This window comes from Mesorhizobium australicum WSM2073 (assembly GCF_000230995.2).
Lineage (GTDB): Bacteria > Pseudomonadota > Alphaproteobacteria > Rhizobiales > Rhizobiaceae > Mesorhizobium > Mesorhizobium australicum.
Window position 1 is genome coordinate 5,909,320 of sequence record NC_019973.1, and the last position, 22,714, is coordinate 5,932,033.

General features: G+C 58.0%; 11 protein-coding genes, 9 pseudogenes and 1 other annotated feature. Of the genes and pseudogenes, 8 read left to right on the plus strand and 12 right to left on the minus strand.

Annotated elements, in window-relative coordinates; all coding sequences use genetic code 11:
* Nucleotides 1–584 precede the first annotated feature (584 nt).
* Entirely contained in the window at nucleotides 585–3,266 is a 2,682-nt protein-coding gene (locus MESAU_RS28385; protein ID WP_013533471.1) for an AMP-binding protein, read from the minus strand.
* 348 nt (nucleotides 3,267–3,614) lie between these two features.
* Here MESAU_RS28385 and MESAU_RS30755 point away from each other — a divergent pair.
* Nucleotides 3,615–4,248 (plus strand): annotated as a pseudogene (locus tag MESAU_RS30755) (IS3 family transposase); the annotation flags it as partial.
* Nucleotides 3,790–3,905: a sequence feature (AL1L pseudoknot), on the plus strand. It overlaps the preceding pseudogene by 116 nt.
* A gap of 514 nt (nucleotides 4,249–4,762) precedes the next feature.
* Nucleotides 4,763–5,935: pseudogene (locus MESAU_RS32495) on the plus strand (IS110 family RNA-guided transposase); the annotation flags it as partial.
* 389 nt (nucleotides 5,936–6,324) lie between these two features.
* On the opposite strand, the pseudogene MESAU_RS28400 reads toward MESAU_RS32495, so the two are convergent.
* A pseudogene (locus MESAU_RS28400) lies at nucleotides 6,325–7,287 on the minus strand (IS110 family RNA-guided transposase).
* On the opposite strand from MESAU_RS28400, the pseudogene MESAU_RS31415 reads away from it, so the two are divergent.
* Nucleotides 7,264–7,530: pseudogene (locus MESAU_RS31415) on the plus strand (transposase); the annotation flags it as partial. The pseudogenes MESAU_RS28400 and MESAU_RS31415 overlap by 24 nt on opposite strands.
* Before the next feature lie 384 nt (nucleotides 7,531–7,914).
* On the opposite strand, the pseudogene MESAU_RS28405 reads toward MESAU_RS31415, so the two are convergent.
* A pseudogene (locus MESAU_RS28405) lies at nucleotides 7,915–8,685 on the minus strand (IS110 family RNA-guided transposase); the annotation flags it as partial.
* Between the two features lie 275 nt (nucleotides 8,686–8,960).
* On the opposite strand from MESAU_RS28405, the gene MESAU_RS32500 reads away from it, so the two are divergent.
* From MESAU_RS32500 to MESAU_RS28415, 4 genes and pseudogenes are all read left to right on the plus strand, one after another.
* Complete coding sequence (locus MESAU_RS32500; RefSeq protein ID WP_420845286.1) at nucleotides 8,961–9,326, plus strand: hypothetical protein; 366 nt, start codon at nucleotides 8,961–8,963, stop codon at nucleotides 9,324–9,326.
* A 629-nt stretch (nucleotides 9,327–9,955) separates the two neighbouring features.
* A pseudogene (locus MESAU_RS28410) lies at nucleotides 9,956–11,086 on the plus strand (IS110 family RNA-guided transposase).
* 320 nt (nucleotides 11,087–11,406) lie between these two features.
* On the plus strand, nucleotides 11,407–11,589 hold the full coding sequence (locus MESAU_RS30765) for a hypothetical protein (protein WP_013533473.1): 183 nt from the start codon (nucleotides 11,407–11,409) through the stop codon (nucleotides 11,587–11,589).
* Nucleotides 11,590–12,469: 880 nt separating this feature from the next.
* Nucleotides 12,470–14,227, plus strand: a complete 1,758-nt coding sequence (locus MESAU_RS28415; protein WP_245263017.1) for a CocE/NonD family hydrolase — start codon at nucleotides 12,470–12,472, stop codon at nucleotides 14,225–14,227.
* A gap of 441 nt (nucleotides 14,228–14,668) precedes the next feature.
* Here the strand turns inward: MESAU_RS28415 and MESAU_RS28420 are convergent.
* Nucleotides 14,669–15,207 (minus strand): annotated as a pseudogene (locus MESAU_RS28420) (IS3 family transposase); the annotation flags it as partial.
* A 65-nt stretch (nucleotides 15,208–15,272) separates the two neighbouring features.
* Between MESAU_RS28420 and MESAU_RS28425 the strand changes: the two are divergent.
* A pseudogene (locus tag MESAU_RS28425) lies at nucleotides 15,273–16,316 on the plus strand (IS110 family RNA-guided transposase).
* 260 nt (nucleotides 16,317–16,576) lie between these two features.
* Here MESAU_RS28425 and MESAU_RS30775 read toward each other — a convergent pair.
* The 8 genes and pseudogenes from MESAU_RS30775 to MESAU_RS28465 all read right to left on the minus strand — a co-directional run.
* Nucleotides 16,577–16,810 (minus strand): annotated as a pseudogene (locus MESAU_RS30775) (transposase); the annotation flags it as partial.
* 129 nt (nucleotides 16,811–16,939) lie between these two features.
* Complete coding sequence (locus MESAU_RS31420) at nucleotides 16,940–17,107, minus strand: hypothetical protein (protein ID WP_015319221.1); 168 nt, start codon at nucleotides 17,105–17,107, stop codon at nucleotides 16,940–16,942.
* 119 nt (nucleotides 17,108–17,226) lie between these two features.
* Complete coding sequence (locus MESAU_RS28440) at nucleotides 17,227–17,973, minus strand: LuxR family transcriptional regulator (protein WP_013533476.1); 747 nt, start codon at nucleotides 17,971–17,973, stop codon at nucleotides 17,227–17,229.
* A 419-nt stretch (nucleotides 17,974–18,392) separates the two neighbouring features.
* A complete protein-coding gene (locus tag MESAU_RS28445; RefSeq protein ID WP_013533477.1) occupies nucleotides 18,393–19,406 on the minus strand; it encodes a 1-aminocyclopropane-1-carboxylate deaminase in 1,014 nt (337 codons plus the stop codon).
* Nucleotides 19,407–19,782: 376 nt separating this feature from the next.
* Complete coding sequence (locus MESAU_RS32345) at nucleotides 19,783–19,896, minus strand: exopolysaccharide production repressor protein (protein ID WP_338048537.1); 114 nt, start codon at nucleotides 19,894–19,896, stop codon at nucleotides 19,783–19,785.
* A 112-nt stretch (nucleotides 19,897–20,008) separates the two neighbouring features.
* Nucleotides 20,009–20,320, minus strand: a complete 312-nt coding sequence (gene fdxB, locus MESAU_RS28450) for a ferredoxin III, nif-specific (RefSeq protein WP_013533478.1) — start codon at nucleotides 20,318–20,320, stop codon at nucleotides 20,009–20,011.
* Nucleotides 20,317–20,520 carry a CCE_0567 family metalloprotein gene (locus MESAU_RS28455; RefSeq protein ID WP_013533479.1) on the minus strand — a complete coding sequence of 68 codons (204 nt, stop codon included), beginning with the start codon at nucleotides 20,518–20,520 and terminating at the stop codon, nucleotides 20,317–20,319. The genes fdxB and MESAU_RS28455 overlap by 4 nt, the downstream gene beginning before the upstream one ends.
* A gap of 779 nt (nucleotides 20,521–21,299) precedes the next feature.
* Entirely contained in the window at nucleotides 21,300–22,475 is a 1,176-nt protein-coding gene (locus MESAU_RS28465) for a TlpA disulfide reductase family protein (protein ID WP_013533480.1), read from the minus strand.
* Between the last annotated feature and the right edge of the window lie 239 nt (nucleotides 22,476–22,714).

Genomic DNA, 22,714 nt, shown 5'->3' on the forward strand with positions numbered 1-22,714 from the left:
TTCCGCACGCAACGAACCTGCATAGCCGACCAGGCGACGAACGATGGCACCGTTCTTCTGCTCGACCGATGCCTGATCATTCTTCCGATAAGCACGGGAACGCGTCACTTCCAATCCTTGACTTCTGCACCAGGAGACCACGAGTTCATTCATGCGGCGCTTCATTGTCAAAAGTCCACGCCTTGAAGCGGAAAGGGGAACAACGACCTAGCCCGGATGGCAGCAATGACAAGACGACTTTCTCGTCTGCACCGTGGAGTGGGCCCCATTTTCACCGGAGACGCGGCGGTTGGGTTTAGGCACTGAGGCGCAAGAACTCGCGAGGTGAGCGGAACTTGAGGCCGGAGTGCGGGTGGACCTCACCATAATCGTCGAAGCAAGGCCAGGATGGTGTCGGCGTCTGAGAGGATGACGATCGAGGCATAGTCCGTTTTCAGGTTTTGACGAAGGGTAACCGGCCGGTTACTTTTGTTCGACATAGGAGGCACTGCCTACCCCGCCCGACTATGTCGAGTAGCTCTGACCGTAATAGTAAATTTCTGAGCCGCATTTGGCCAAGTTCGACCAGGCCAATATGTGCGCAGTCATTTTGAAGCTTCCGAATCAGATGAGTTTACAAGGGTTGGATAGTTCTTCGGCAACTTCTCCATGGGATATGCGCGTTGCGCTTCGCTCCTGCGCTCTTCCCAGAGGAAGCCATATGGCTCATTGCGCATGGCGGGAACCCAAATGGACTCCATGTCTCTCACGCTGACGAGCCTCGCGTAGGTTCCACCCAGCGCGAACTCACGTGTGACCTCCTTCAATTCATGAACGTCACGGGCGACATTGCGCGAAAGAAATCTGTATTCCGGCCTTCCCACGACATCGCGGACATAGATTGATGATGAGCCGTTAAACGGCCCCGTCCCGAAGTCTAAGACACCCTCGATATCGATCGTTTTCATATAAGGCACGTGAGCCAACAGTTCGCAGCGGTGCACATGCGTGGCATCTGACGTACCGAGGCCCATGACAAGGCCTCCGAGCCGGCTGATCAACCCAAATATCGAGTCATCACCGAACGGACTGCATCTCCACCATTCCGTCTGGCACAATTCGTGCGCTCTCGGGCCGGTCACGACCATTGAATAAGCGGGATGTTTGGTGCGCCCAGCGGGAAGCTCTCGCATCACAAGGTCGGCCAACACTCCTGTTTCAGACTTTGTCTTCGTCCAATGAAAATACCGCGTAGCGCAGTAGCTTAATGTGAACGCTGGAAGAATAACCGTGGACGACGCGGAGACGCGCTCTATCCCTTCAAGAAGAATGGATGCTATCTCATTCGCAGTTACATTCCTCAATGCCACAAGCGACGAATGCAGCACAATCGTGCTGGGTGTCAGTGACTCAATGTATCCGATAATCCGCGCGAGCTCGTCCCTAAATTCGGCAGCCTGTCCGCTCTTGCCTCTGGCGCCCGCTTGAGATCCGCTGCGATCGACTGGTTGGATTCGCCTTGCCCACTCCTCAAGCGACAAGTCTTGCTCTCGATAGACGTCGTCGCAGAACATAAGGCCGGTTTCGGCCAACTTGACCTGTATCTCGAGGAAGTTCAGCGAATCAATGTTGCACTCCCGAGCTATCGAGCTGGGTAATACCCATTTTCGCGTGACGGCGTGTACCGCTCTCAGCAAGTGGTCCAACGGTGACGCCGTTGCATGTTCTGTTTGGGGTGCAGCACAACTCACGTTCGCCCTGAGCGCCTCCTTGGCAGTTCTCTCAAGGGTGCGCTGGTCCAGTTTTCCATTGGCGGTAAAAGGAAGCTCGACAAGAGGCGTAACGAGCCTCGGAACACGATCATTCGGCAGTGCATCCGAGAGCCGCCGGCGAACATCATCCACGTCGACGCTCGTGGGCGTGACGATGCAGACCAACTCCTGCCCCATGTCGTCATCTCTATCCACTACGACAACCGCGGAATCTGCGCATAGGCCCGTCCGATCGATCGCGCTCGTAATTTCCCCTTTCTCCAGTCGGATCCCTCGAAACTTAATCTGATCATCCTTCCTTCCGACAAACCGCAATCCCTGCTCTTCCGACGCCAAGACATAGTCTCCAGTACGATACAGCACTTGTTCACCGTTGGACGTAATGAATGGCACGAAGCGCAGCTGCGATTGGGCATCGTCACCCACGTAGCCTTTGGACGTCTGCATGCCTCCCACCCAGAGCTCGCCCTCGACTTCAAACCCAACGCCGGATTTGGCGCTGTCAAGAACAAAGAAGTCAATGTTGCATGCGGGTTTGCCGATGTACATTGGCAGATCAGCATCACAACGTTGGCAATAGTGATAGCTAACGGCAACGCAACACTCAGTGGGGCCGTAGCTGTTTATTAGATTCGCCCGTGGAATGATAGAGTAGAATCTCTTCCTAAGTGAATCTGGCAAGGATTCACCGTTGCAGATCACATATCTGAGATCCGTTAACTGTTCTACTATGTAGGGAAGACGCTCAAGTGCTCCCAAGAAGCGACGCAGCAGTGTTGGAACGATCTGAACAACATTCGTTTTGCTTTGGATTAGGAATTCGATTGTCTGCATAATCTGTCCACGGAGTTCTGTAGCGGGCAAGACAATTGTCCCTCCGGTCGCAAATGGGACAAAGAACTCGGGGACCGAGAGATCGAACGTTGGCCGCGTAAGCTGCGATATGCGGATGCCCTCCGACAAATCGAGCATATCGATATACCAGTCGACCAGATTCAGAAGAGCCGTCTGGGAAACTGGTACCCCTTTCGGGGTTCCCGTGGTCCCGGAGGTATGCATGATGTATGAGATGTCCGAGAACGCCGAGTTGCTGACACCGCGTGTCAGAAGGTGCTCAACGTGGATGGAACCGCTTGCATCCTGACTAACGATTGCATTGGCGTTTGTGTTGCGGAGTATGGGGTCCAACCGCTGGTTGGATTCAGATGGATCAACAGGCACGAACGCAACGCCCATCATTTGGGTAGCAAGAATGACCGTGACCAAATCAACTGATCGGGGGAGCTTGACAATCACCGCATCGCCAGGCTGGAGGCCGATGGCCTCGAAACGCCGCACAAGACTCGACGCGGACATCCCCAACTCCTGGTAACTTATCTCGCCATTCTCGCTCGTATGAACAGCGGTGTTCGACGCAAATTTTTCCAAAGTCGTGGCGATAACATTTCCGATTTTGTCGTGGCCAAAACGTACCGGCCGGCGCGGACCCGAGAGGGTCGGTATCAGAATCTGCATCGTATGGTCTCCCTCATGGTCTTCGTCTTCCGCCTGCGGTTTTCAGGAAGCAACTAGGACACATCGCACTCCGCACTTGCCTGAGCGCGGCCAATCTCATTTGTCTAGCTTCGCGTGACCCAGCGAGTTGTGCCCTTTGGTCGCTGACTGGACCTGAAACATAGCATGTTGAGCTTTTTCAGGAACTGTCAAAGCTGGTAGGGTGACGCTTCTCACGCTGCGGCGGCTTCGGGACCGTTCTGAACCGCCCCGGGTTGATCGGAGGCTCCAACTTCCTGAGAAAGTCGAGCCACGGCAAGCAAGACGACTAACAAGTTCTCTCCCGAGGTCCGGACCCGCGCGGTTCGGCTGGTTCTGGATCAGAGCATGCCTCGCGGTGGGCGGCGGTCTCGTCGATCGCCGCCAACATTGGCCGTACGGCGCAGACGCTGCATGACTGGGTGAAGGCCGAACGCGACAGTGGCTGACTCAAGGCTTTGGACCGCGAGCTTCGCCAGGCCAACGAGATCCTTCGCAAGGCTTCCGCGTGTTTTGCCCAGGCTGAGCTCGACCGCCGGTTCAGACCATGATCGCGTTCACGACGATCACCGCGAGGCGCATGGGATCGAGCCGATCTGCAATGTGCTGCCGATCACCCCGTCGACTACCACGACCATGTCGCCACGCGCATCGATCCCTCCCGGTGTCGGCTCGGACGAAGCGGGATGAGGCTTTGAACGATGAGGTCCGACGTGTGTTCGAGGCTAACTTCCGCGTCTACGGCGTTCGCAAGGTCTGGCGGCAGTTGCAACGCGAGGGCTTCGACGTCGCCCGCTGCACGGTTGCCCGCCTGATGAAGGCCATGGGCGTCGAAGGCATCATCCGCGGCAAGCCGATCCGCGCCACAGTGAGCGACAAGGCGGCGCCATGCCCTCTCGATCACGTCAACCGCCAGTTCCATGCCCAGGCGCCGAACATGCTGTGGGTCTCCGACTTCACCTACGGTGCGCCCCGTCCCGGCATCGAGAAAGGAGGATTTGAAGAATGCTCTGCTCTGCTGTGATGGGGCAAGAGCCCAAGCGGCGGTGACCTGGCGTCAACTGGCAGGGTCACGTAGCCCGCAGGTAAAGGGAATTGAGGCCGAGGGCTGAGGCGAAATGCTGATGAGGTCGCCGGAGACGTATGTCGGCGGCATCCGAATTTGGGCGTACATGTAGGTCGCCTGCAGGGAGCCATGGGGAGAACACAGCCAGACCATGGCAGCGGCATGGACTTGCGGGACGCAAGGACAAGGACTGCGACCGGCAACCTCCCCAGTCGTGGAATGTCCAGCGTATGAACGAGGAATCTAGGCGGAAGCCACAATTGCTTGAGCTAGAGCGGCGGACTTTAATGTGAGTCCATGTCATGCGGCAGTGAAGTAGTGATCGTGTCCCAGGGCGTAGATGTGGGGCAAGCGGCGAGGGTGTGGCATCTTTCGGCGCTGTTAGAAGCAACTCTTCAGAAGGAGGCGCCCCATGCCACAGTCTTTTGACGCAAGCCGGTCCCTTACCGCTCTCGAACAGGATAACACGATCGTCGCCGTCATCGAAATGAGCAAGGCGAAGTGGCTGATTGCCGCGCTTGTTCCGGGATTCAAGCGCCAGCCGCTAAAGATACCATTGCTGCCGACGCGCCATCATTGTTGAAGCTGATGCAGCGCTGGCGCGGCGAAGCCGGCCCAGGCCGGGCATACGATCAAGCGGATCGCCGTCGCCTAGGAGGCGGCCGGCGACGGCTTTTGGCTGGCGCGCTGGCTGCCGGGCGCGCGACATCGAGGCCTATGCCCCATCCACCCTGCCAGCGTTTCGGTGTCGCGTGAGCACCGGCGTGCCAAGACAGATAGGCTCGACACGGAGCTTTTGATGCGCGCCTTTCTCGGCCGGCTGCGTGGCGAGAAGCGCCATTGCAGTATGGCGGCGCTTCCGACGCTCGAAGAAGAGGACGCGCGGCGGCCGAACCGCGAGCGACAGACCTTGGTTGGTGAGCAGACGCGGCTCGTCAACCGCATCAAGGCGATTCTCGCCCGCTTCGGCATTCGCAGCTTCCGCTTGAGTCTGCGCAATGCGGCCGACAGGCTCATCGCCATCCGCATAGCGGAGGGAACGCCGCTGCCGGACAACACCCGCGCCGAGTTGCACCGCTTGCTTGAGCGGCTCGACCTCCTGCGTGCGCAGATCCGCACAATCGAGGGCGACCGCCTGCGTAGGCTCGCCGCGGCTCCGGCTGCACCAGAAGGCCCGCATGCGATGGTGCGCCTCATCGCACGAGTCATCGGCGTGGGTGTAGAGACGGCGGACATGCTGGTCCACAAGATCCTGTCGCGCCGATTGCGTGATCGCCGCGCGGTGGCGCGCTATGCCGGACTCACGGGTTCGCTCGACGAGAGCGGCAAACGCCGGCGCGAGAAGGGGCTTGCACGCGCCGGCAGTGCCCGCGTGCGGCATGGCGTGATCCAACTGGGCTGGCGCTTTCTCCTCTTCCAGAAGGACGGTGCGCTGGCCCGATGGTTCCAGGCGCGCACGGCGGACGGCCGCAAGGCCACGCGCAAGACAATGATCGTGGCGCTGGCGCGCAAGCTTCTGATTGCGCTGTGGCGCCTCGTCACCACGGGCGAGGCGCCACAGGGCGTCAGTTTGCGTGCGGCGTGGTGGGAACACGTGGGAAGAGGAGAGCAACGCACACCCAATTGGCTGGCCCGCAGACGGTCTGCCGATGATGATCCGAGGTGGCGGCAACCCGAAGCTACACATGGTCCTCAGACCGCGGACGTAGAATGGGCCCGCCGCCCCGGAGCTTCGCCTACCGATGCGCATTCTGCATCATGGTTCAGATCCCCTGAGACGGGATCGGCCTTTGTGGCCCTCCCATTATGGGACCAGAAGAATGGGGCGGAACAATCTAATCGGCGACCTGATCGCAACATGAGACCGCAACAGCAACCATGCGAACTCGCCCCATCCATCGTCCTGCGAAGGACTCTTTCCACCGGCGGCGGAATCTTATTGTCTCCTTTGGCTCTCGCTATCCTGGTTGCTAATTACGCAGCAACAGGCAAGCTCTCCCGTGTCCAGCAGAATTCGGTTCCGTCACTCCACATGCGATGCATGATCACCGCAAGCCGTCGGGCCAAAGCTACAACCGCCTTTTGCCTGCCGCGGTGTTTGGCGATATTCACCGCCCAGGCTTTTAGCCAAGATCATTTCTTGACATTAGCCAGCAGGACCTGCGCTGCTAAAGCAGGGATCGCATCATCGCGTCACCACAACAGGATACGGCGTCATGCCGAGCACCGAACCAACTGCCTTTGAATGTGCAAACCGCGCAGGTATATCGATGGTTGCCGTATAGGTCAGAGCGACAACGGGCCCGACGCCGGGGATCGTCGTTAACCGGCGGCAGACTTCATCCTCACGGACCAAATCCAAGACCTTCTTGTGCAGCTTGGTGAACTCTTGGCGCAGCAATTTGCGCCCAGTCAACAAAGGCTGCATGATGTCGCTCAGGCCTGTCTTCGACGAGACCATTGATCCGCTCCTCGAATTTAACCTTTCCAACCAATCCGACTTTCAGGCCGAAATTGCGCAACAATCCGCGAATGTCATTCTCGATGGCGATGGCTTTTCCCTGCAAGAGTTTGCGCGCTGTCAGCAATGCCCAGTGCTTCTGGCTCGTCAGGGTCTTCACATGCACAGGCCGATAGAGATTGACGCGCATCATCTGGGCTATCCCACGGGCATCGTTACGGTCGGTCTTATTCGGTTGAGCTTTCAAATGCCTTGGCATGCCTGGTCTCAATGCAGATCACGGGCAGTCCTGCCTTGGCAAGTCCCTCGTAAAGCCATTGCGACAGTGGTCCGGCTTCAAGACCGATCCGCTCAATCTGCCACTTCGGGTCCTTTATCACCGAGATCAAATCATCGGGGTGAGTAGTAACCTTTGTTTCGCGGCAAATTTTTCCTGTTTCATCAATGATGGCCGCTACCAATCCGGAGAAGTCGATTAATGACGGCCATATATCCCGACGTGGCGATCGCCATTTGCGGGGGCTTCTCTACGAAGCGGCGGCGGTCATTCTGACGCGCAGCTCAACCGACAGCACTCTGCGCACGTGGGGTCTGCAGCTCCGGGAGAGGATCGGCTTCAAACGAGCCGCCGTTGCCGTAGCCCGCAAACTGGCGGTTATAAGCATACGTTGCTTAAGACCGGCGAGATCTTTAATCCGAATGCTGGAGCAGCCGCATAAATCCGGATAGCGTTCAAACGCTTAAGGTGTCCCTGCCGGGACGTGAGCCGAGCCATTCCGCTGATGGGTTGCACCGCTGACTCAGCAAAGTGCGTCGTCCACATTGAAGGCTCGACCCGCGAAGCTCCATCATGCGGCGGCTAATGTCGACCGCGAAGACAACCCTGCACCCGGCACACGCGTGTTAAGACGTGCAGATACTTGTCATCAACATTGCGATTAGATGGGATATTTGGCTTTGCAGGCTTACCATTGACCCTTGTGGATTGTGGTGCTGCGCTTCTGGCTGATGGGAACGAGGTCATGTCTTTCAACAGCCTCGACCGCAGGAAACGGAGAAGCGCAGCATGAAACACTATTGTGCACTGGATGTATCGGTGAAAGAGACCGCGGTTTGCATGTCGTCAGGCCGATCCACGCGCCAACCGATCGGGATTTCCTGAAGTTGTCCGGCTCCTCAATGGCTGTGGTAAAGGAGGTTGCGGTGATCGCACCGATGCCGGGAATCGACATGAGGATGCGGCAAGCCTGACTCTGGCGCGCGTCCCGGACCAACTGCCGTCCGAGTTCGGCGGCGCGGATGCGAATGCCACGCCAGGCTTCCAGCATCGGAAGCACGATCGATGCAAGTCCGTCCTGATCGGCAAGAAGGCTCCGGACGTTCTTCTCGATGGTGCTTCCCTTTCCGGCGGGAACGAGCAGACCAAAGGTTTTCATGACACCGCGGATCTGGTTGGAAAGCTTGGTAGTGATTCGGACCAACCGGGTGCGCGCTGCGACAAGCGTGCGAGTCAGCATGCTGTCGAATCCCTTCACGCGGACCTCACGAAAGAACCCGACTTCCGCGAGCTGCGCCAGACCATCGGCGTCGTTAGCGTCCGTCTTGTTCGCCGCCATATCGAGCGCCGCCTTAGCATGGCGCGCATCGATGCAGATCGCCGGCAACCCCTCGGTGCGCAGTGAATGATAGAACCATACCGACAGCGGTCCGGTCTCGAACACCACGCGTTTCACGGCTGGCGCCCGCTTGCGGATGAGCTCGGCGATGATGCTGGGATCAGATGCGCACTTGCCGCGCCAGATCCGTTGACCTGCTCGGCGGATCGAGACTGCCGTCTCTTTCATCGACACATCGAGACCGATATATTCTTCCATGGCTGTTCTCCATTCGATGCTTGGGCCCGGCGTCCAGTCGTGAGCCCGTATCTCCATCCTATCGGGGAACAGCCGCTCTCCAAGACTATTGATTGGTTTCAGGGCGACTCGCTTCCGCGATTACATGGCGTGATCGCGGAGCATCGAGCACTCAGCTAAACTGCTGACGTTTGATCTCGCCATGTGGAGAAATGGAATGACGAAGCACTTTGTTGGTCTGGATGTTCCCTCGACCTGACGTCGGTATGCGTTCTTGACGAAGCCGGCGCCGTGGTGTGGCTGGCAAGGTTGCCTCAACACCGGAAGCTTTGACTGAAGCCATTCGCAAACATGCACCATCAGTTGTAAAGATTGGCCTGGAAACAGGACCGTTGTGCACATGGCATTGGCACGCACTCCGGGAAAACGGCCTTCCTGTCGTCTGCCTTGATGCCAGGCATGCGAAGGCGGCATTGTCGGTTCAGCTGAACAAGACGGATGACAATGATGCCTACGGCTTAGCCCAGCTTATTCGGAGCGGCTGGTATAAGAAAGTGCGGTCAAGAGCCTCGACAGCCATCGTGTGCGGACCTTGCTTTCCTCCCGTGCCCAGCTGGTCAACATGCGCCGCGATCTCGGAACAAAGATACGTGGGCTTTTGAAGACATTTGGCAGGATTGTCGGGAAGGTCAGCGGAAGGAAATATGAGGAATCCGTTCGCGAGCTCTGCGCGGGAGAGCTTGGGCTGGAAGGGGCTGTCTCAGCGTTGCTGGCTGTCCGCGCACGCATTGAGCAAGAAATCAGAACGTTGGAAGAGCACATTCTCGGGTTCGCCAAACACAGCGATCCGTGCCGCCGGTCGCCACGACCCACCGCTATGCCGCAGCGGATGTCGAGAGGCGGAGTATTTGCGGCTCAGTACGCGAGGGCCGGAGCGGTAGCAGCTTCGGGCCTTCTTTGGACGGCCGTTTGGGCTTCAAGGCAAATTTTGGGACACCCACGTCTCCAGGAACTCGCGCTGTCCTTACAACGAGAATCATCGGCAAGGAATTATGGACCATTCGGTTGCGCGAAATCTTGGCCAAGCTGTTCCTATACCCAAAGGCCGATCGAGGCAGCTATCGCGCTGCGCGACAATCACCAGATCGTGCGGTCATTCCACCGTCCTACACGTTAAGATCCTATGAGGAGGTGGATAGCGGCCAGCGCTCTGCAGAGTGAGGTTGCTGAATTTCACTCTCTGGAGGCGACCATGCAAGATGCAGCAGAATGACCCGAAACACCGACCCCTATCCGCACCGATCTTGGGGCGCGATTTTCGTTTCGTTGGAACTCAGTCGATCGATCTGGCTGATCACTTCGCCGTCGCCAGGCGGTGGAGAGAAAATGTCGAAGCATACCGTCTCTGGCGCAGATGTTGCAGCGCTCCTCGCGCGCTTTAGCCAACTCCAGGAGAAGGCGCGGGTGCGAACAGGGCGGCACTTTTCGATCATATTCATTCAGGAGGCCGGATTGGACGGCTTCTGGATTCATCGGGTCCTGGAGAAGGAAGGCTTCGAAAGCCACATCGTCGATCCCGCTTCGATCGCAACCTCACGCCGACGCCGGCGGGCGAAGACCGACAAGATCGATGGCGAGGCGCTGGTTCGCGCGTTATTGGCGTACAAGCGAGGCGAGCCTCGGGTGTGTGCGATGGTCAGGGTGCCCACCCCTGAGGAGGAGGACCGCCGCCGCCTCTGCCGCGAGCTCAAGACGCTCATCAACGAGCGCATACGGCACGTCAATTCGTCTCAAGGGACTGTTGTTCGCACAAGGGATCGTCGACTACGAGCCACGGCGCCATGATCGGCACCAGCGGCTAGAGGAACTGCGAACCGGCGATGGGCGACCGTTGCCAACGCATTTGAAAGCAGTGGCTTGCCGTGAACTGGACCTCCTGGAACTGCTGAATAAGCAGATCGATGTGGTGAAGGCGGAGCGGAATGCCCTGCTTGCCGCAGAGCGCGCCGCCGCGTCGGCGCGGGTGGCCATGTTGCTGGAGCTAAAAGGGGTCGGCCCTGGCTTCGCCGGGGCCCTGTGGTCGGAAGGACTCTTCCGTCACTTCGACAATCGGCGCCAGATTGCCGCTTATGCGGGCTTGGCCCCCACACCGTGGCAGAGTGGATCAATCGCTCACGAACAGGGCGTGTCGAAAGCCGGCAATCCGAGGCTACGAGCCACGCTCGTGGAACTGGCATGGCTGTGGCCGCGGCACCAGCCGGCCTCGGAACTCAGTCGGTGGTTCTATGAACGGGTGAGCCGGAATGGCGGTCGTCTCAAGAAGCCGATGATCGTCGCGTTAGCGCGAAAATTATTGGTCGCGCTCTGGAAATATGTGACCGCCGGTGTGCTGATCGAAGGCGCCGCGACGAACAGCGTATGACGATAGCTTTTGCGAAACTAAGCAACCTACCAGGACCTGATCATTCCTGCGGATCCGGGTGGACGAACCGGCGTAGGGTATGGCCCGAAATGCCGAAGTTAAGAATGGTCTCGTCTTCCTGAGCCCTGTCCGCTGCATGCGGGATAATGGTGCAGCCGCCTTGAGCGGCGACCGAATGTGAGTTTGAGCGTGCTCGATATGGAGCCGCCTCCTTAACGGGCTCAGACCTTGGATGCCGAAACAGCGCAGGAGACCTGCAGATGGCACCCTGATAAGCTTGCTTGACCCAAAGCTCCTCATGTGAGCCCTACGGAAGAACAATGCTGCGGATGCTGCTGCAATCTGTGAGGCTGTCTCTCGAGCTGGCATTTGGTTTGGTCCGACTCAAGTCCGAGCAGGATCAGGCATTCCTGATGTTGCAACCGGCCTGCGTCCTTCTGGTGCGCGGCAGCGGACAATGGTGGCGTGCGCGATCCAAGCTCATCTGGCGGAATACGGTCTGATCATCCCGCAGGGGCGGCAACGCGTCGATAACATTGCGATTGCTTTCGAAGAGATCCGCGAGGCCATGCCCATTGAAGCCTGCTTTGCCTCGATACTCTGATTGGTCAGGACGGCGAACTGAACAAACTAAACACGCGCCTTGGCGAGATCGACGAACGGCTGGCGCAAATTCATCGCAACCATCCTATTTGCCGATTGCTCGCCTCGTGCACTAGGGAGGTGCCTGACGCTTTCCAGACCCAGTGGCACGCGCTGGGTTCCTCGGGACAGCTGTCGCTTGTGTGACCCCACAAGCTAAGATCGGACCGAGCGATCCCGCATGGGAGGTCGTCTATCACATCAGCCCATTGCAAGCTTCAGCGTCCATCTAATGTCTAGATGGCAGATATATGCAAATAGTATTTGACCTAATCGTACAATAATTGAATTTTCGGACTTTAACCGCAGACGTTTAATTCAGGAGGGATCGGCGATCTCCGTGGGTGCGATGCCGACGCGCATCAGCCCTTCGGACGAGTTGAGGGTCCGGCGCGCTCGCCTACGTCGTCGTAATCGTCTCGGCGGCTCTTGCGAACGTCATGAGCATGCGGGCTGGGCCGCTGCAGACGTTTTTGAGGATGACGCTGCCGCTGGGGTTCGGCCAGCGCCCTCTTCGCGTTCCTCGCCTCCTTCGATGAAGTCGTCATTACATCGCTAGTAGCCGGATTCTCGATCCACTTTACTTCTGAACATGTGGGAGGATATTCGCAACCAAATCCACATATCGTGGCGACCCAAGCAGACATGATGCTCGCAATGCCCGAAATGTGTCGGCAAGACGCCAACGTCCTACGCGTGTTCCGCCAGGTGCTGGGTGTGCCCAAGTCGAGCCCAAGAAGGATGAATGAAGTGGAAGAAGCAGTGGAGCGACGGATCATTCGCGGATTTAGGTGGCCGGCAGCGTCGCCCCAAAGTTCCGAGACAGTGACCATAAGAACGGTGCACAATCTGCGTGTCCCGATGCGCGATGGGGTCGAGTTGGCTGCTGACCTGATCTGTGCGGACGGAGCCCTTGGACGTGCTTCGCCTGCGATTCTGATCAGAACGCCATACGACAAGACAAACCAGCGCTCTTGGAGTGCGGAGTTCTACCGGAAACTTGTTGAGAACGGCTACGTCGTGATAGTAGTCGATGTTCGAGGCCGCTTCAACTCCGGCGGGAAATTCAAGCCGTACTTCAATGAGGCCATCGACGGCTACGACACCATCGAATGGATCGCTCGACAGGAGTGGTGCGATGGAAATGTCGGCATGCATGGTACGTCGTATGTCGGTCAAACGCAGTGGTACGCCGCATCTGAGGCTCCACCACATTTGCGCGCCATAGTTCCTATCGTTTCGCCGCCGGGGTCGCTGTGGCGGAATGAGCCAATCTTTAATGGTGCGCTGCTCATATCATTCGGAGAATGGGCTGTCGGTATGGGAGATCGCAGCTGGCAAGTCACCGACTTCAGCGAGATATGGTCGCAACAGCAGGAGTATTTCGAGGCCATCCCTTCCAGCTGCCTTCCGGAGATGGCCGGAGCATCAATAGACTGGTGGCGGGAGTGGCTTGAACATCCCACCTACGACGGCTTCTGGGCCGCCGGCTCCTATGAGCGCTATGAACGAATGGCCGTCCCAGCGCTTAGTATTACCGGGTGGTGGGACATGAACTTTCCCGGCTCTCCACTTAATTTTGAGCGAATGCGCGATCAGGGACTCACAGAGAGTGCTAGGCGCGGGCAACGATTGGTCATCGGGCCATGGGCACACCGAGTAAACAAGACGACCACCCTATCAGGACTTGATTTTGGCCCGTCAGCTGTGGTTAGCCTCGATGACTACATCCTGCAGTTCTACGACCATTGGCTCAAAGGCAAACAGAATCAATTGAGCAAGGAGTCATTAGTAAGGGTGTTTGTAGCGGGCGCCAACGAGTGGTGGGCGATGGACGATTGGCCACTCGTGACCACTGAGTACACGTCCTTGTACCTCCGAGCCCCGCAGAATGATGATGCTCGGAGCGACGGACAGCTTTCGTGGAGCCCTCCAACGAGCGCCGAGGAAGCAGATTCCTACGTTTACGACCCTCGTGAATCGCCTCGCATGCTGTGGCGCTTGGAAGCAGGGCCCGTGGATGATCGAGCGATTCGAGGATGCGAGGGCGTCCTGTGTTATACGAGTGAAGTGCTCACGGCCCCGTTGGATGTTGTCGGTTGGGTGACTATGAGGCTGTATGCGTCGTCATCGGCGCGGGATACAGACTGGCATGTCCGTCTTGTTGACCTCTATCCCGATGGTTCGGCTAGGTTCCTGACTCGTGGCGTCCTGCGTGCCCGATACCGCGATTCTCTCGCTAGCCCTCGCCTCCTAGAGCCGCACGAGCCAACCCTCTTCGAGTTCTCAATGGACGCAACCGGGAATCGGTTCCTTCCAGGCCACCGAATCGGTATCGAAGTCATGAGTTCGTGGTTCACGCAGTACGATCGCAATCTGAATGGTGGGACTGCAAACCCATTCCAAGAGACTGAACCGATAGTTGCGCACCAGCGCGTTTTTCACCAGCCAGGGCTCGAATCCTGTGTGATCCTGCCCATAATCCCGTCTCAACATTGACCAATAGCGCATATTAACGGCAGTGGCGGGACCGCGGACCAGAGCACGTTTATCCGGTTCATGCCCTGCGGCCTTGAAGTAATTTGCGCATTCTGTCGTAAAAAAGGTGATGCGCCGCCTACACCATCATTCGGCGTGTTTCTGAACAATGAGGTTTCTGCCGTACGCATCCGGTGAAGACCGCAGACGTGCGTAGGGCCGTGAGGCATCGCTTCGATGACCCTGTAGATAATGTTCGGGTCTTCCGCCTGGATCAGAAGCTCGTGTTGAGGACGGTGAGGGCCGCCTGCGTGCGTACCCTGTGTTTGCTATGGACGAGACCTTTTCCCTTGCCGGCGGGAGCCGCCTGGTTCGATGACTTGACCAACGTTACGCAGCAAGAGCATGCTGACGAACAGAGAGACGTTGACTGCACGCTCCATTTCCTTCCGCTCTTAGGACGTTGTCGCTGACGATCATCCTCGGCCGGCCGCGCTCGGTGATGAGCCGGTCCAATTCGCGGGCAACCCGCATGCCCGAGAGAGACGCATCAACGATGAGTGCCAGGCACTCTCTCGTGCAGTCGTCGACGATGCGGAAGCGGCGCCCGTCGGTGAGCTGGTCCGATACGAGTCAAGCGACCAGCGCTCGTCGGGCCTCAGCGGCACCAGCATCGGCGCCCTGGTCCCCATCGCCCGCTTGCGGCCGCCACGGCGGCGAACGGCGAGCTTCTCCTCCCGATAGAGCCGGAACAGCTTCTTTTGGTTCACGACCAGGCCCTCCCGCCTCAGCATCACGAGAAGACGCCGGTAGCCGAACCGACGACGTTCCTGCGCGATCGCCTTCATCCGTTCGCGAACCTCGCGGTCGTCCGGCCTGCTGGTCTCGTAGCGAACCGTCATGCGGCAACAGCCGATGGCTTTACACGCCCGCCGTTCGCTCATCCCGAAGCCTTCCTTCAGGCGAGCGACAGCTTTCCGCTTGGCCGCGGGCGTCACCATTAATGGGATGGTCCGCCCCGTCCTCCCGCAGCATCATCTGGGCAGTCACAACAAAGGAGGTTGCAATGTCCCCACGCAATGCGCCGCGCCCTGCGGCCGTCTATGGTGTCGATATCGGCAAGAACATCTTCCACGTCGTCGGCTTGGGCAGCGACGGCGAGCCCGTCCAGCGAGTTCGCTTCCGACGCGATACGTTGATGAAGTTCTTTGAGCGGGCAGCGCCGGCAATCGTCGGGATGGAATCGTGCGCTGGATCGCAATGGATCGCCAGGAGACTTCAGGCACTGGGGCACAGGGTTCCCAGCGCAGTTCGTGAAGCCATACGTCAAGTCGAACAAGAGCGACATCATCGATGCCGAAGCTATCGCCGAAGCAGCCACGCGGCCGACGATGCGATTTGCCGCGATCAAGAGCGAGGAGCAATCCGACCTCCAAGCTTTGCATCGGGTGCGCGACCAGATGATCGGCACGCGAACCCGTCTGATCAACCAGATGCGAGCATTCTGCCTGGAATACGGCATCGCATTGAGACAGGGCGCCGGACTGTTCAAGCTCGACTTGCCACTGGTTCTCGATGACCTTTCGAATGACCTCACGCCGGCAATGCGCAAACTGCTCGTGGACCTGTTCGCAGATCTGCGCCAGTTGGAGCAGCGCATCAACGACGTGACGAGGGAGATCGCAGCGATCCAGACCGAGAAGATGTTGCCCGCCGGCTCATGACGATCCCCGGAATCGGAGCATTGGGAGCCACCGCGCTACTGGCGGCCGTCGGCACCGGATGCCAGTTCCAGAAGGCTCGCGACCTGGCCGCATGGCTGGGGCTGGTCCCTCGAGAATACTCGACCGGAGGCAAGCAGAAGCTACTCGGTATCAGCAAGCGCGGGAACCGCTACGTTCGCAAGCTGCTCGTTCATGGCGCGCGATCATGCTTCCGTCACCTGGATCGAACCCGGGATCGCCTGGGAAGCTGGCTTGACGGGTTGCAGAGCCGTATGCACCCGAACAAAGCTGTTGTCGCACTTTCCGCCAAGATGGCGCGCATTGTCTGGGTTGTCCTGACCAAGCCGGGAGCGCTCTACGAACGCAGGGACCCTGCTTTCGCCTGACGCTCCGGCTCGATTGCAAGGCTCGGGAATAGTGATGACGAAACAGTGGATCAGCATGCCGTAAGCCCTGTGCAAAAAAGCGGGCTTCGTGCCCGAACCATTATTGGGAACGGCGTGCGCGGATCTCATCATGGCCTGGCTGCAACAGCAGCTCACTCGCGAGAGGCCGGATCATTTACGCAGCTGGAATCGTCATCGGCGATGTCGCGAACCCTTGCACGGACGGGGCGGACCATACATTCCTTCCCACAAGATCCTTCAACGTTGTCGAGCATGGCGTCGGCCAGAAGCCGCTTCAGCCGCGTGTTATCGTCCTCCAGCGCATTCAGCCGCCGAGCCTCGGAGACATCCATCCCGCCGAAGCGGGCCTTCCAGTTGTAGATCGAGGCGTCGCTGACCCCGTGCTTGCGGCACAGATCGGCAACCGATACCCCGGCCTCGTGTTCCTTCAAAATTCCGATGATCTGCTCTTCAGAGAAGCGGCTGCGTTTCATGTCCTGGTCCTCTCGCTGGGCCAGAACGAACTTCAAACCGGATTAGATCAGAGGGGCAAGGTCACGACCGCTGGAGCACGTCACCACAGGCTGTAGCGCCGCGGTTGCGGAAGCCGCTCGCGAGCGCCCTCAACAGTGCCGCAGCGAGCGAGCGGCATTGCGGCGGTCATCGATGTTCCCGGCAAAGCTCAGTTGCGGGTACCAACCTGATTTAAAGGAATCACCCATGACCGATGACATGACGAACATGCGTGCGCTCTTGGAGAGGAATGTGGATTCCGGTCTCTTGCGGGACATGATAGGCCTTCTGGGCGAGCGAGTGATGGATTTGGAGGTTGGGGCAGCCATCGGCGCCGCGTATGACGAGGCTCGAGCTCCACGACAGGCCGCGCACCGAGCTCTCCGAATCTTCCTTCCTATGGTTCGATAATCCCAAGTTCCACAGCTTTCGCAGCAAGTGCCGTTCTGCGGGTCGTATCCAACTTCCGCATTACGTTTTTCACATGGAAATCAACCGTGTTTTGGGACCGTCCTAATATCGTCCCTATTTCCCCTGACGTTTTTCCTTTCGATATCCAATGAATGCACTCTCTTTCCCTATCAGAGATCTTATAGGCGTGCTCCGATGACCTCTGCGTTCCGAGCTTCGCAACCCTCAGATGAAACTGTACCGCGGCAATTTGCAGATAGGTGATCGCTCTATTTTCCAATTCGCAGTCCGCGGATTTAGCAAAACACATAAGCTTAAAGCTGCCAGCGGGGCCATGTAGCGGAACGGTAACGCCTGACTTCAAGCCGAACGTCCCCGCCTCGTCCAGGACGCGGCGTTCATTTTCAGTTGTGCTTTCGTGGGTATAAACCTCACTCCACCGGAAGGGCCCTACCCCCTTTCGACCTTTCTTGATGAGCGGGTCTATTTTGGCATAACCCATCTTTAAGTAGCGCTCCTGCCATTCATCAGGGTAATTCCACATCATCGCAGAGTCCGGTCGGGTCGGCTTCAAAACCCTTTGTTCTGGTGCAAGCGGGCCATAGGCTATCCACGGGCAATCGAAATTCAGCGCAAACGCGGACAACAATTCGAACAACTGTTCGGATTCAGCGACATCATTAGTCGTGTCGAGGAATAAGCCTAACTCGGCCGCAATCCGCGAGAATTCCATGATCTCTCCTTCAGTTGCGTTCTCATTGGTGCGAGCTGCTCCAGCCCAGCATCCCAATTGCGTGGTGGAATCTGGCCCTGTCGACAGAGCTTCAAGAGTCGTGCCAACTTGGGCGCAAAGCTTTTCTTCGGATTGCAATGGGCTGGGTAGGTACCCAGGAGATGAACCGAACGCACTTTGTCGCGGAGTGAACAATCGTTGGGTCGCAGAATGGCAGCGGAGCACGAACTCAACGGCCTCGTGTCTCTCGACGGCCCAACCGCCCAGGGAGGAATTTGGTCGCGAGCCCTCTGCGCGGAACGCGCTGAACGTTATTACCAGATCATCGACCGTCCGCGAAATTGGCTCCGGCCTTTCCGGTTCGGCACTGTCGTGGACACGTCCGGCACGGCACGGCGGCATACGCGAGCTGTCGCCCGTCAGCCGTTACGGAAGGTGTAGCCGTAACCATTGATTGCGGGCGCGCCACCCAGATGGGCGTAAAGGACCCTCGACCCCTCTGGAAAGACGCCTTTCTGGACGAGGTCGATCATCCCTTGCATCGATTTGCCCTCATAGACCGGATCAGTAATCATACCCTCGAGACGCGCGCACAGACGGATCGCTTGCTTGGTTTCCTCAGACGGAACGCCATAGCGCGGGTACGCGTAGTCCTCGAGCAACACGATGTCAGCCTCGACAAGATCGGTTCCGAGGTTGACGAGCATCGCTGTATGTTGGGCAATACTAAGCACCTGCGCCTTGCTCTTTGCTGGAGTGGCGGATGCATCGATACCGATCACGTTGCGCTGTCGACCGTCCTTCGCGAACCCGACGATCATGCCGGCATGCGTTGAACCTGTGACAGTGCAGACCACAATGTAGTCGAAGGCAAACCCAAGCTGTTTCTCCTGGGCGCGCACCTCGTAAGCGAACCCCACATAGCCAAGGCCACCGTATTTGTGGACAGAGGCCCCGGCCGGTATCGCATAAGGTCTGCCGCCCCGTGCCTTGACGTCATATAGCGCTTTTTCCCAACTGTGGCGGACACCTATGTCAAAGCCCTCGTCGACCAGGCGCACCTCTGCGCCCAAGATGCGGCTCAAAAGAATGTTGCCGACCCGGTCGTAGACAACGTCGTCATGTGGAACCCAGCTCTCCTGAACCAGAAGACATTTCATGCCGATCCTGGCGGCGACCGCTGCGACTATCCGGGTGTGATTGGACTGCACGCCCCCTACGGTGACCAGCGTATCGGCATCTGACGCGATCGCATCCGGAACAATGTATTCGAGCTTACGCAGCTTGTTTCCACCGAAAGCAAGACCTGAATTGCAGTCCTCGCGTTTGGCGTAGATCTCTACCTTGCCGCCCAGATGTTTGCCGAGGCGATCGAGCTTCTCGATCGGCGTTGGGCCAAAGGTGAGCGGATAGCGTGGGAACTTTTTCAGCATGTTTTCTCCAGCAGAGGTAATCAAGCTGAACTACCTTCAGTCTAGGCCATGGGCGTTCTTGCTGAGCCAGCTATGTTCTGGAACGTTGTAGAAGTGACTCAACATCATCGCCGCGTCTCCGTTCGATCGACCCGTGCCGGCGTGCTGCGACGCCTCCTATGTGCGTGGCGAACCTCTGGCCAGTTCAAGCCCACCTGTATGCTTGTCCTATCAATTCGATGTCCCTTGTTGGGCGTGAACGTGAGTTCCGCTCTGTCACTACGCCTCAACACAGCGTCAACACATAGCCCAGTCAGAACGAGCTGAGATCCATCTGAACATTCATTCATCAACTCGTCATCTCATGGCGGCTCGTTCCAACTGCGTTGGCTTACCCTTACCTGTGCTCGACAAGCACACTGGACCGCCAGAGCAGAAAGAGCACGCTGCCGAAATAAACCATCTGGAGCAGTAGCGAACAGGCCAGCGTAGCGACGACGGCTAGACGGATCGCGTGCTAAGCGGAGAGAACGGACACAGCGTTGCCGCTCCAAACCACTGCCGCGAGTCGACTAAAGATGATGAGGTCCAAAGCCGTTCTCCTATCCCGTCATTGATGCTGCTCATGCTGCAATCTGGTCGGCCGCGACATGCGTCTGGCAGTTCTTTGGGCAGACACGGCCACAGGCTCCGCAGCCAATGCAGCGGCCGGCATGGTCCACCACCATGACCATACGATTGAGCTCACCGTCGAAGTCGTCGTCTTCCCCGTCGCAGATGCCTAGGATTTCACCCGCGTCATCCACGCCGTGAAGATGCATGACCCCGCGCGAGCAGACCTTGAAACAGCGACCGCAGCCGATACAGATTTTCTCGTCGATAGCGGCCAGATATTCCGGCACCCATTTGGAGCCGTCGCGGGTGATGCTCTTCATCGTAAGGTCCTCATTTTGGCGAGCTCTCTCCGGGCACTATTCAACTCGGCATAAACAGCGTGCGCTGTCTCGGCGACTTCCGCTATCTCAGTCCATTTGTTCGGGAGGCCCTCGGCAAGGTCGCGCAAGTTCGTCTTGGCAATCGCCGCGCGCAGTTGCAGCTTTCGGACTTTCTTCACCATCTCATCCAGATTTGACATGAGCCTTCCTCGAAATTCTGTTTCATCCTCGCAACGTCGGACAGGCAATGAACGCAGTCGCAACGTCGCCCAGTTTCGTGCTGGCAAGTTTCCGGAAAGTCTCGAAGAGGACGCGGTGGACGTCTCAAACGATTAACTGCCCGACCGTGAAAACCACGAAACCCCGATCGATTTCATCATTGTTGGCGATGTAGTGACGAAAGAGCGCTCCTCGATCACAATCCCCGCTGCTGTGTGAAATATGTCGAGCCTACACAGCAGAATCGCCAATGATCGGGATCTGAAGGACGCAGTTTTTGTGATGATGAAGTCGACCAGCAGCTCGGTCCGATTTGCCCTGGCATCGCCTGTCCTGAGCACGGATCAGCGTCAGGAGCCGTTCGATGGTCTGTCGGGCAAGGGCATTGCTGCCTTCTTGACGGGCAGGAGCAAGCGCGGTGTGAGACATATCGTTTCCTCAATTCAGTGTCGTCCTCAGAGGGCGAGCTCTGCGTTCGGCTGCGCCAACTTCGGGCCGCTTACGCGGCCGCCCTCCGGTTTGGCCGGGCCGGGTTCCAGGTAATGCTGTGCTTGGGCCGACCTTGAACATGTCCTGGACTGTGACGTCCTCCGCGATAGCTAAATTCTCGTCGAACATCGCGTCCGCGGCGATCCGTCTTTGGAGGTCGTTCACGCCCCAGCCTTGACCTACAGCAAACGATCCCCTCGGTGCTGCATGGGCATACTTACTGCGAGCGGGCCGCATGCATTGAGCGAATTGATCAGGGTTCAATTCCTTGTCATGCCTTTTGCAATCTCTGCTCATGAGGCCACTCCGCTTTAGTGTTCAGGAGCCTTGATTGCGGTGCCACACAGAAGTCCCCGCAACAGGCGTTCTCACCCGTGTAGTCGGCCAGGGCTTGAAGCAAGGGGCTAAGGTGTGTCTGTTTGATGTGATCAGGCATTGGCTCCGGAATATCCAGCGATTCCAGTGCCGCTTCGATCAACTCGATCGCGCGAGCGTTGTTGCCGCTCTCGTGGTAATACTGAGCTACCGGGAGGTAGCAACGGAATTTAAGGCGCCCGTCGCCATCCGGGGGATTCAGTGTCAGGATTTGTTCCGAGAGCGTGTTGCCTATCGCAAAGCGCTCAGCACGGGGAAGATGGGCGTTGTCTATCGCGGGATCGAAGAGCTGATTCAGGGCCATGACCATCCAAGACACGGCCTCGTTTTTTTTGTTGATCGCGTCCTCGACTAACTGGCGCATGACTGGCAAGCCGCTCTGCATGTCCCGCAGCTTGTGAAGCAGAAGATTCGCTTGAGTTTGCCGAAACCCGATATAGTCCGGCATCAATGCCAGGCCTTCTTCAACTGCCGAGAGTGCGGCCGGCCAATCCTCGGTCTGTGTCGCGGGCTTAAGTTTGGCGTATATCGGTTTGGTCCGGGCCCGTTCGCGCGCTGTGCGTTGGCTAGTAGCGATCCGCCTTATGTCGGCGGCCCTCGCTTCATTGCTGCTGCGCCAGCTGCCGTTCAGAACTTTGGGTAGAACCTCATTGAGTTCCGCCGGGTGTCCGATGAAAGCGATGCGGCCGTCGCCATCAACCAGGAACGACTCAGGGATTCCGGGAGAAGAACTCGCCTGCATCCATAGTCTGTTCATTTCACCAGTAAAATCGAACGCAATCCGGTAATTCAGATTCGGGAACCTCTCGGTCAGCCACGCATCCAACTTGGTCCGCGCCTCGTCTGCGGTTGGAGCCTGTTCGCTAGCTGCGATTCCGACGACCTCGAATCCACTGTCTTGATATTTCTCTTGCAGCTGCATCAGATGGGGTATAGCCGCCACACAAGGTCCGCACCAAGTCGCCCAAAATTCAACAAGACAGACCTTGCCGGGCTGAAAGTTCGTGATGGGCTCGCCACGCAGCCAAGTGTCCACTTTGATTGGCGGAGCGGGGGACTCAATACGCAACACCGTTTCGTACTCCAAATTCCCACACCTTTCCTGGCGCTTATGCGTTAGCTGGTCGTTCTCTCTCTCAGGAGCGGAACACACGAGTTGGTAGCGACCAATCCGGCTTGCGTGTTCTCATGCGGTCAGCCCTCACGAGTATTGCCGCAAGGGCCGTGCCAGCACGCTTAGTGCCCGTTAACTCCATAGTTACCTTTGAAAACCTCATAGGCCCAGTTGGCCAGCTGTCTTCGACGCGACAA

Excerpts from the sequence above, each read along its gene's own strand:
- MESAU_RS28385 (WP_013533471.1), bottom strand. The coding sequence starts at position 3,266 with ATGCAGATTCTGATACCGACCCTCTCGGGTCCGCGCCGGCCGGTACGT.
- MESAU_RS30765 (WP_013533473.1), top strand. The coding sequence starts at position 11,407 with ATGCTGCGGATGCTGCTGCAATCTGTGAGGCTGTCTCTCGAGCTGGCA.
- MESAU_RS28415 (WP_245263017.1), top strand. The coding sequence starts at position 12,470 with ATGAATGAAGTGGAAGAAGCAGTGGAGCGACGGATCATTCGCGGATTT.
- MESAU_RS31420 (WP_015319221.1), bottom strand. The coding sequence starts at position 17,107 with ATGTCCCGCAAGAGACCGGAATCCACATTCCTCTCCAAGAGCGCACGC.
- MESAU_RS28440 (WP_013533476.1), bottom strand. The coding sequence starts at position 17,973 with ATGGAATTCTCGCGGATTGCGGCCGAGTTAGGCTTATTCCTCGACACG.
- MESAU_RS28445 (WP_013533477.1), bottom strand. The coding sequence starts at position 19,406 with ATGCTGAAAAAGTTCCCACGCTATCCGCTCACCTTTGGCCCAACGCCG.
- fdxB (WP_013533478.1), bottom strand. The coding sequence starts at position 20,320 with ATGAAGAGCATCACCCGCGACGGCTCCAAATGGGTGCCGGAATATCTG.
- MESAU_RS28455 (WP_013533479.1), bottom strand. The coding sequence starts at position 20,520 with ATGTCAAATCTGGATGAGATGGTGAAGAAAGTCCGAAAGCTGCAACTG.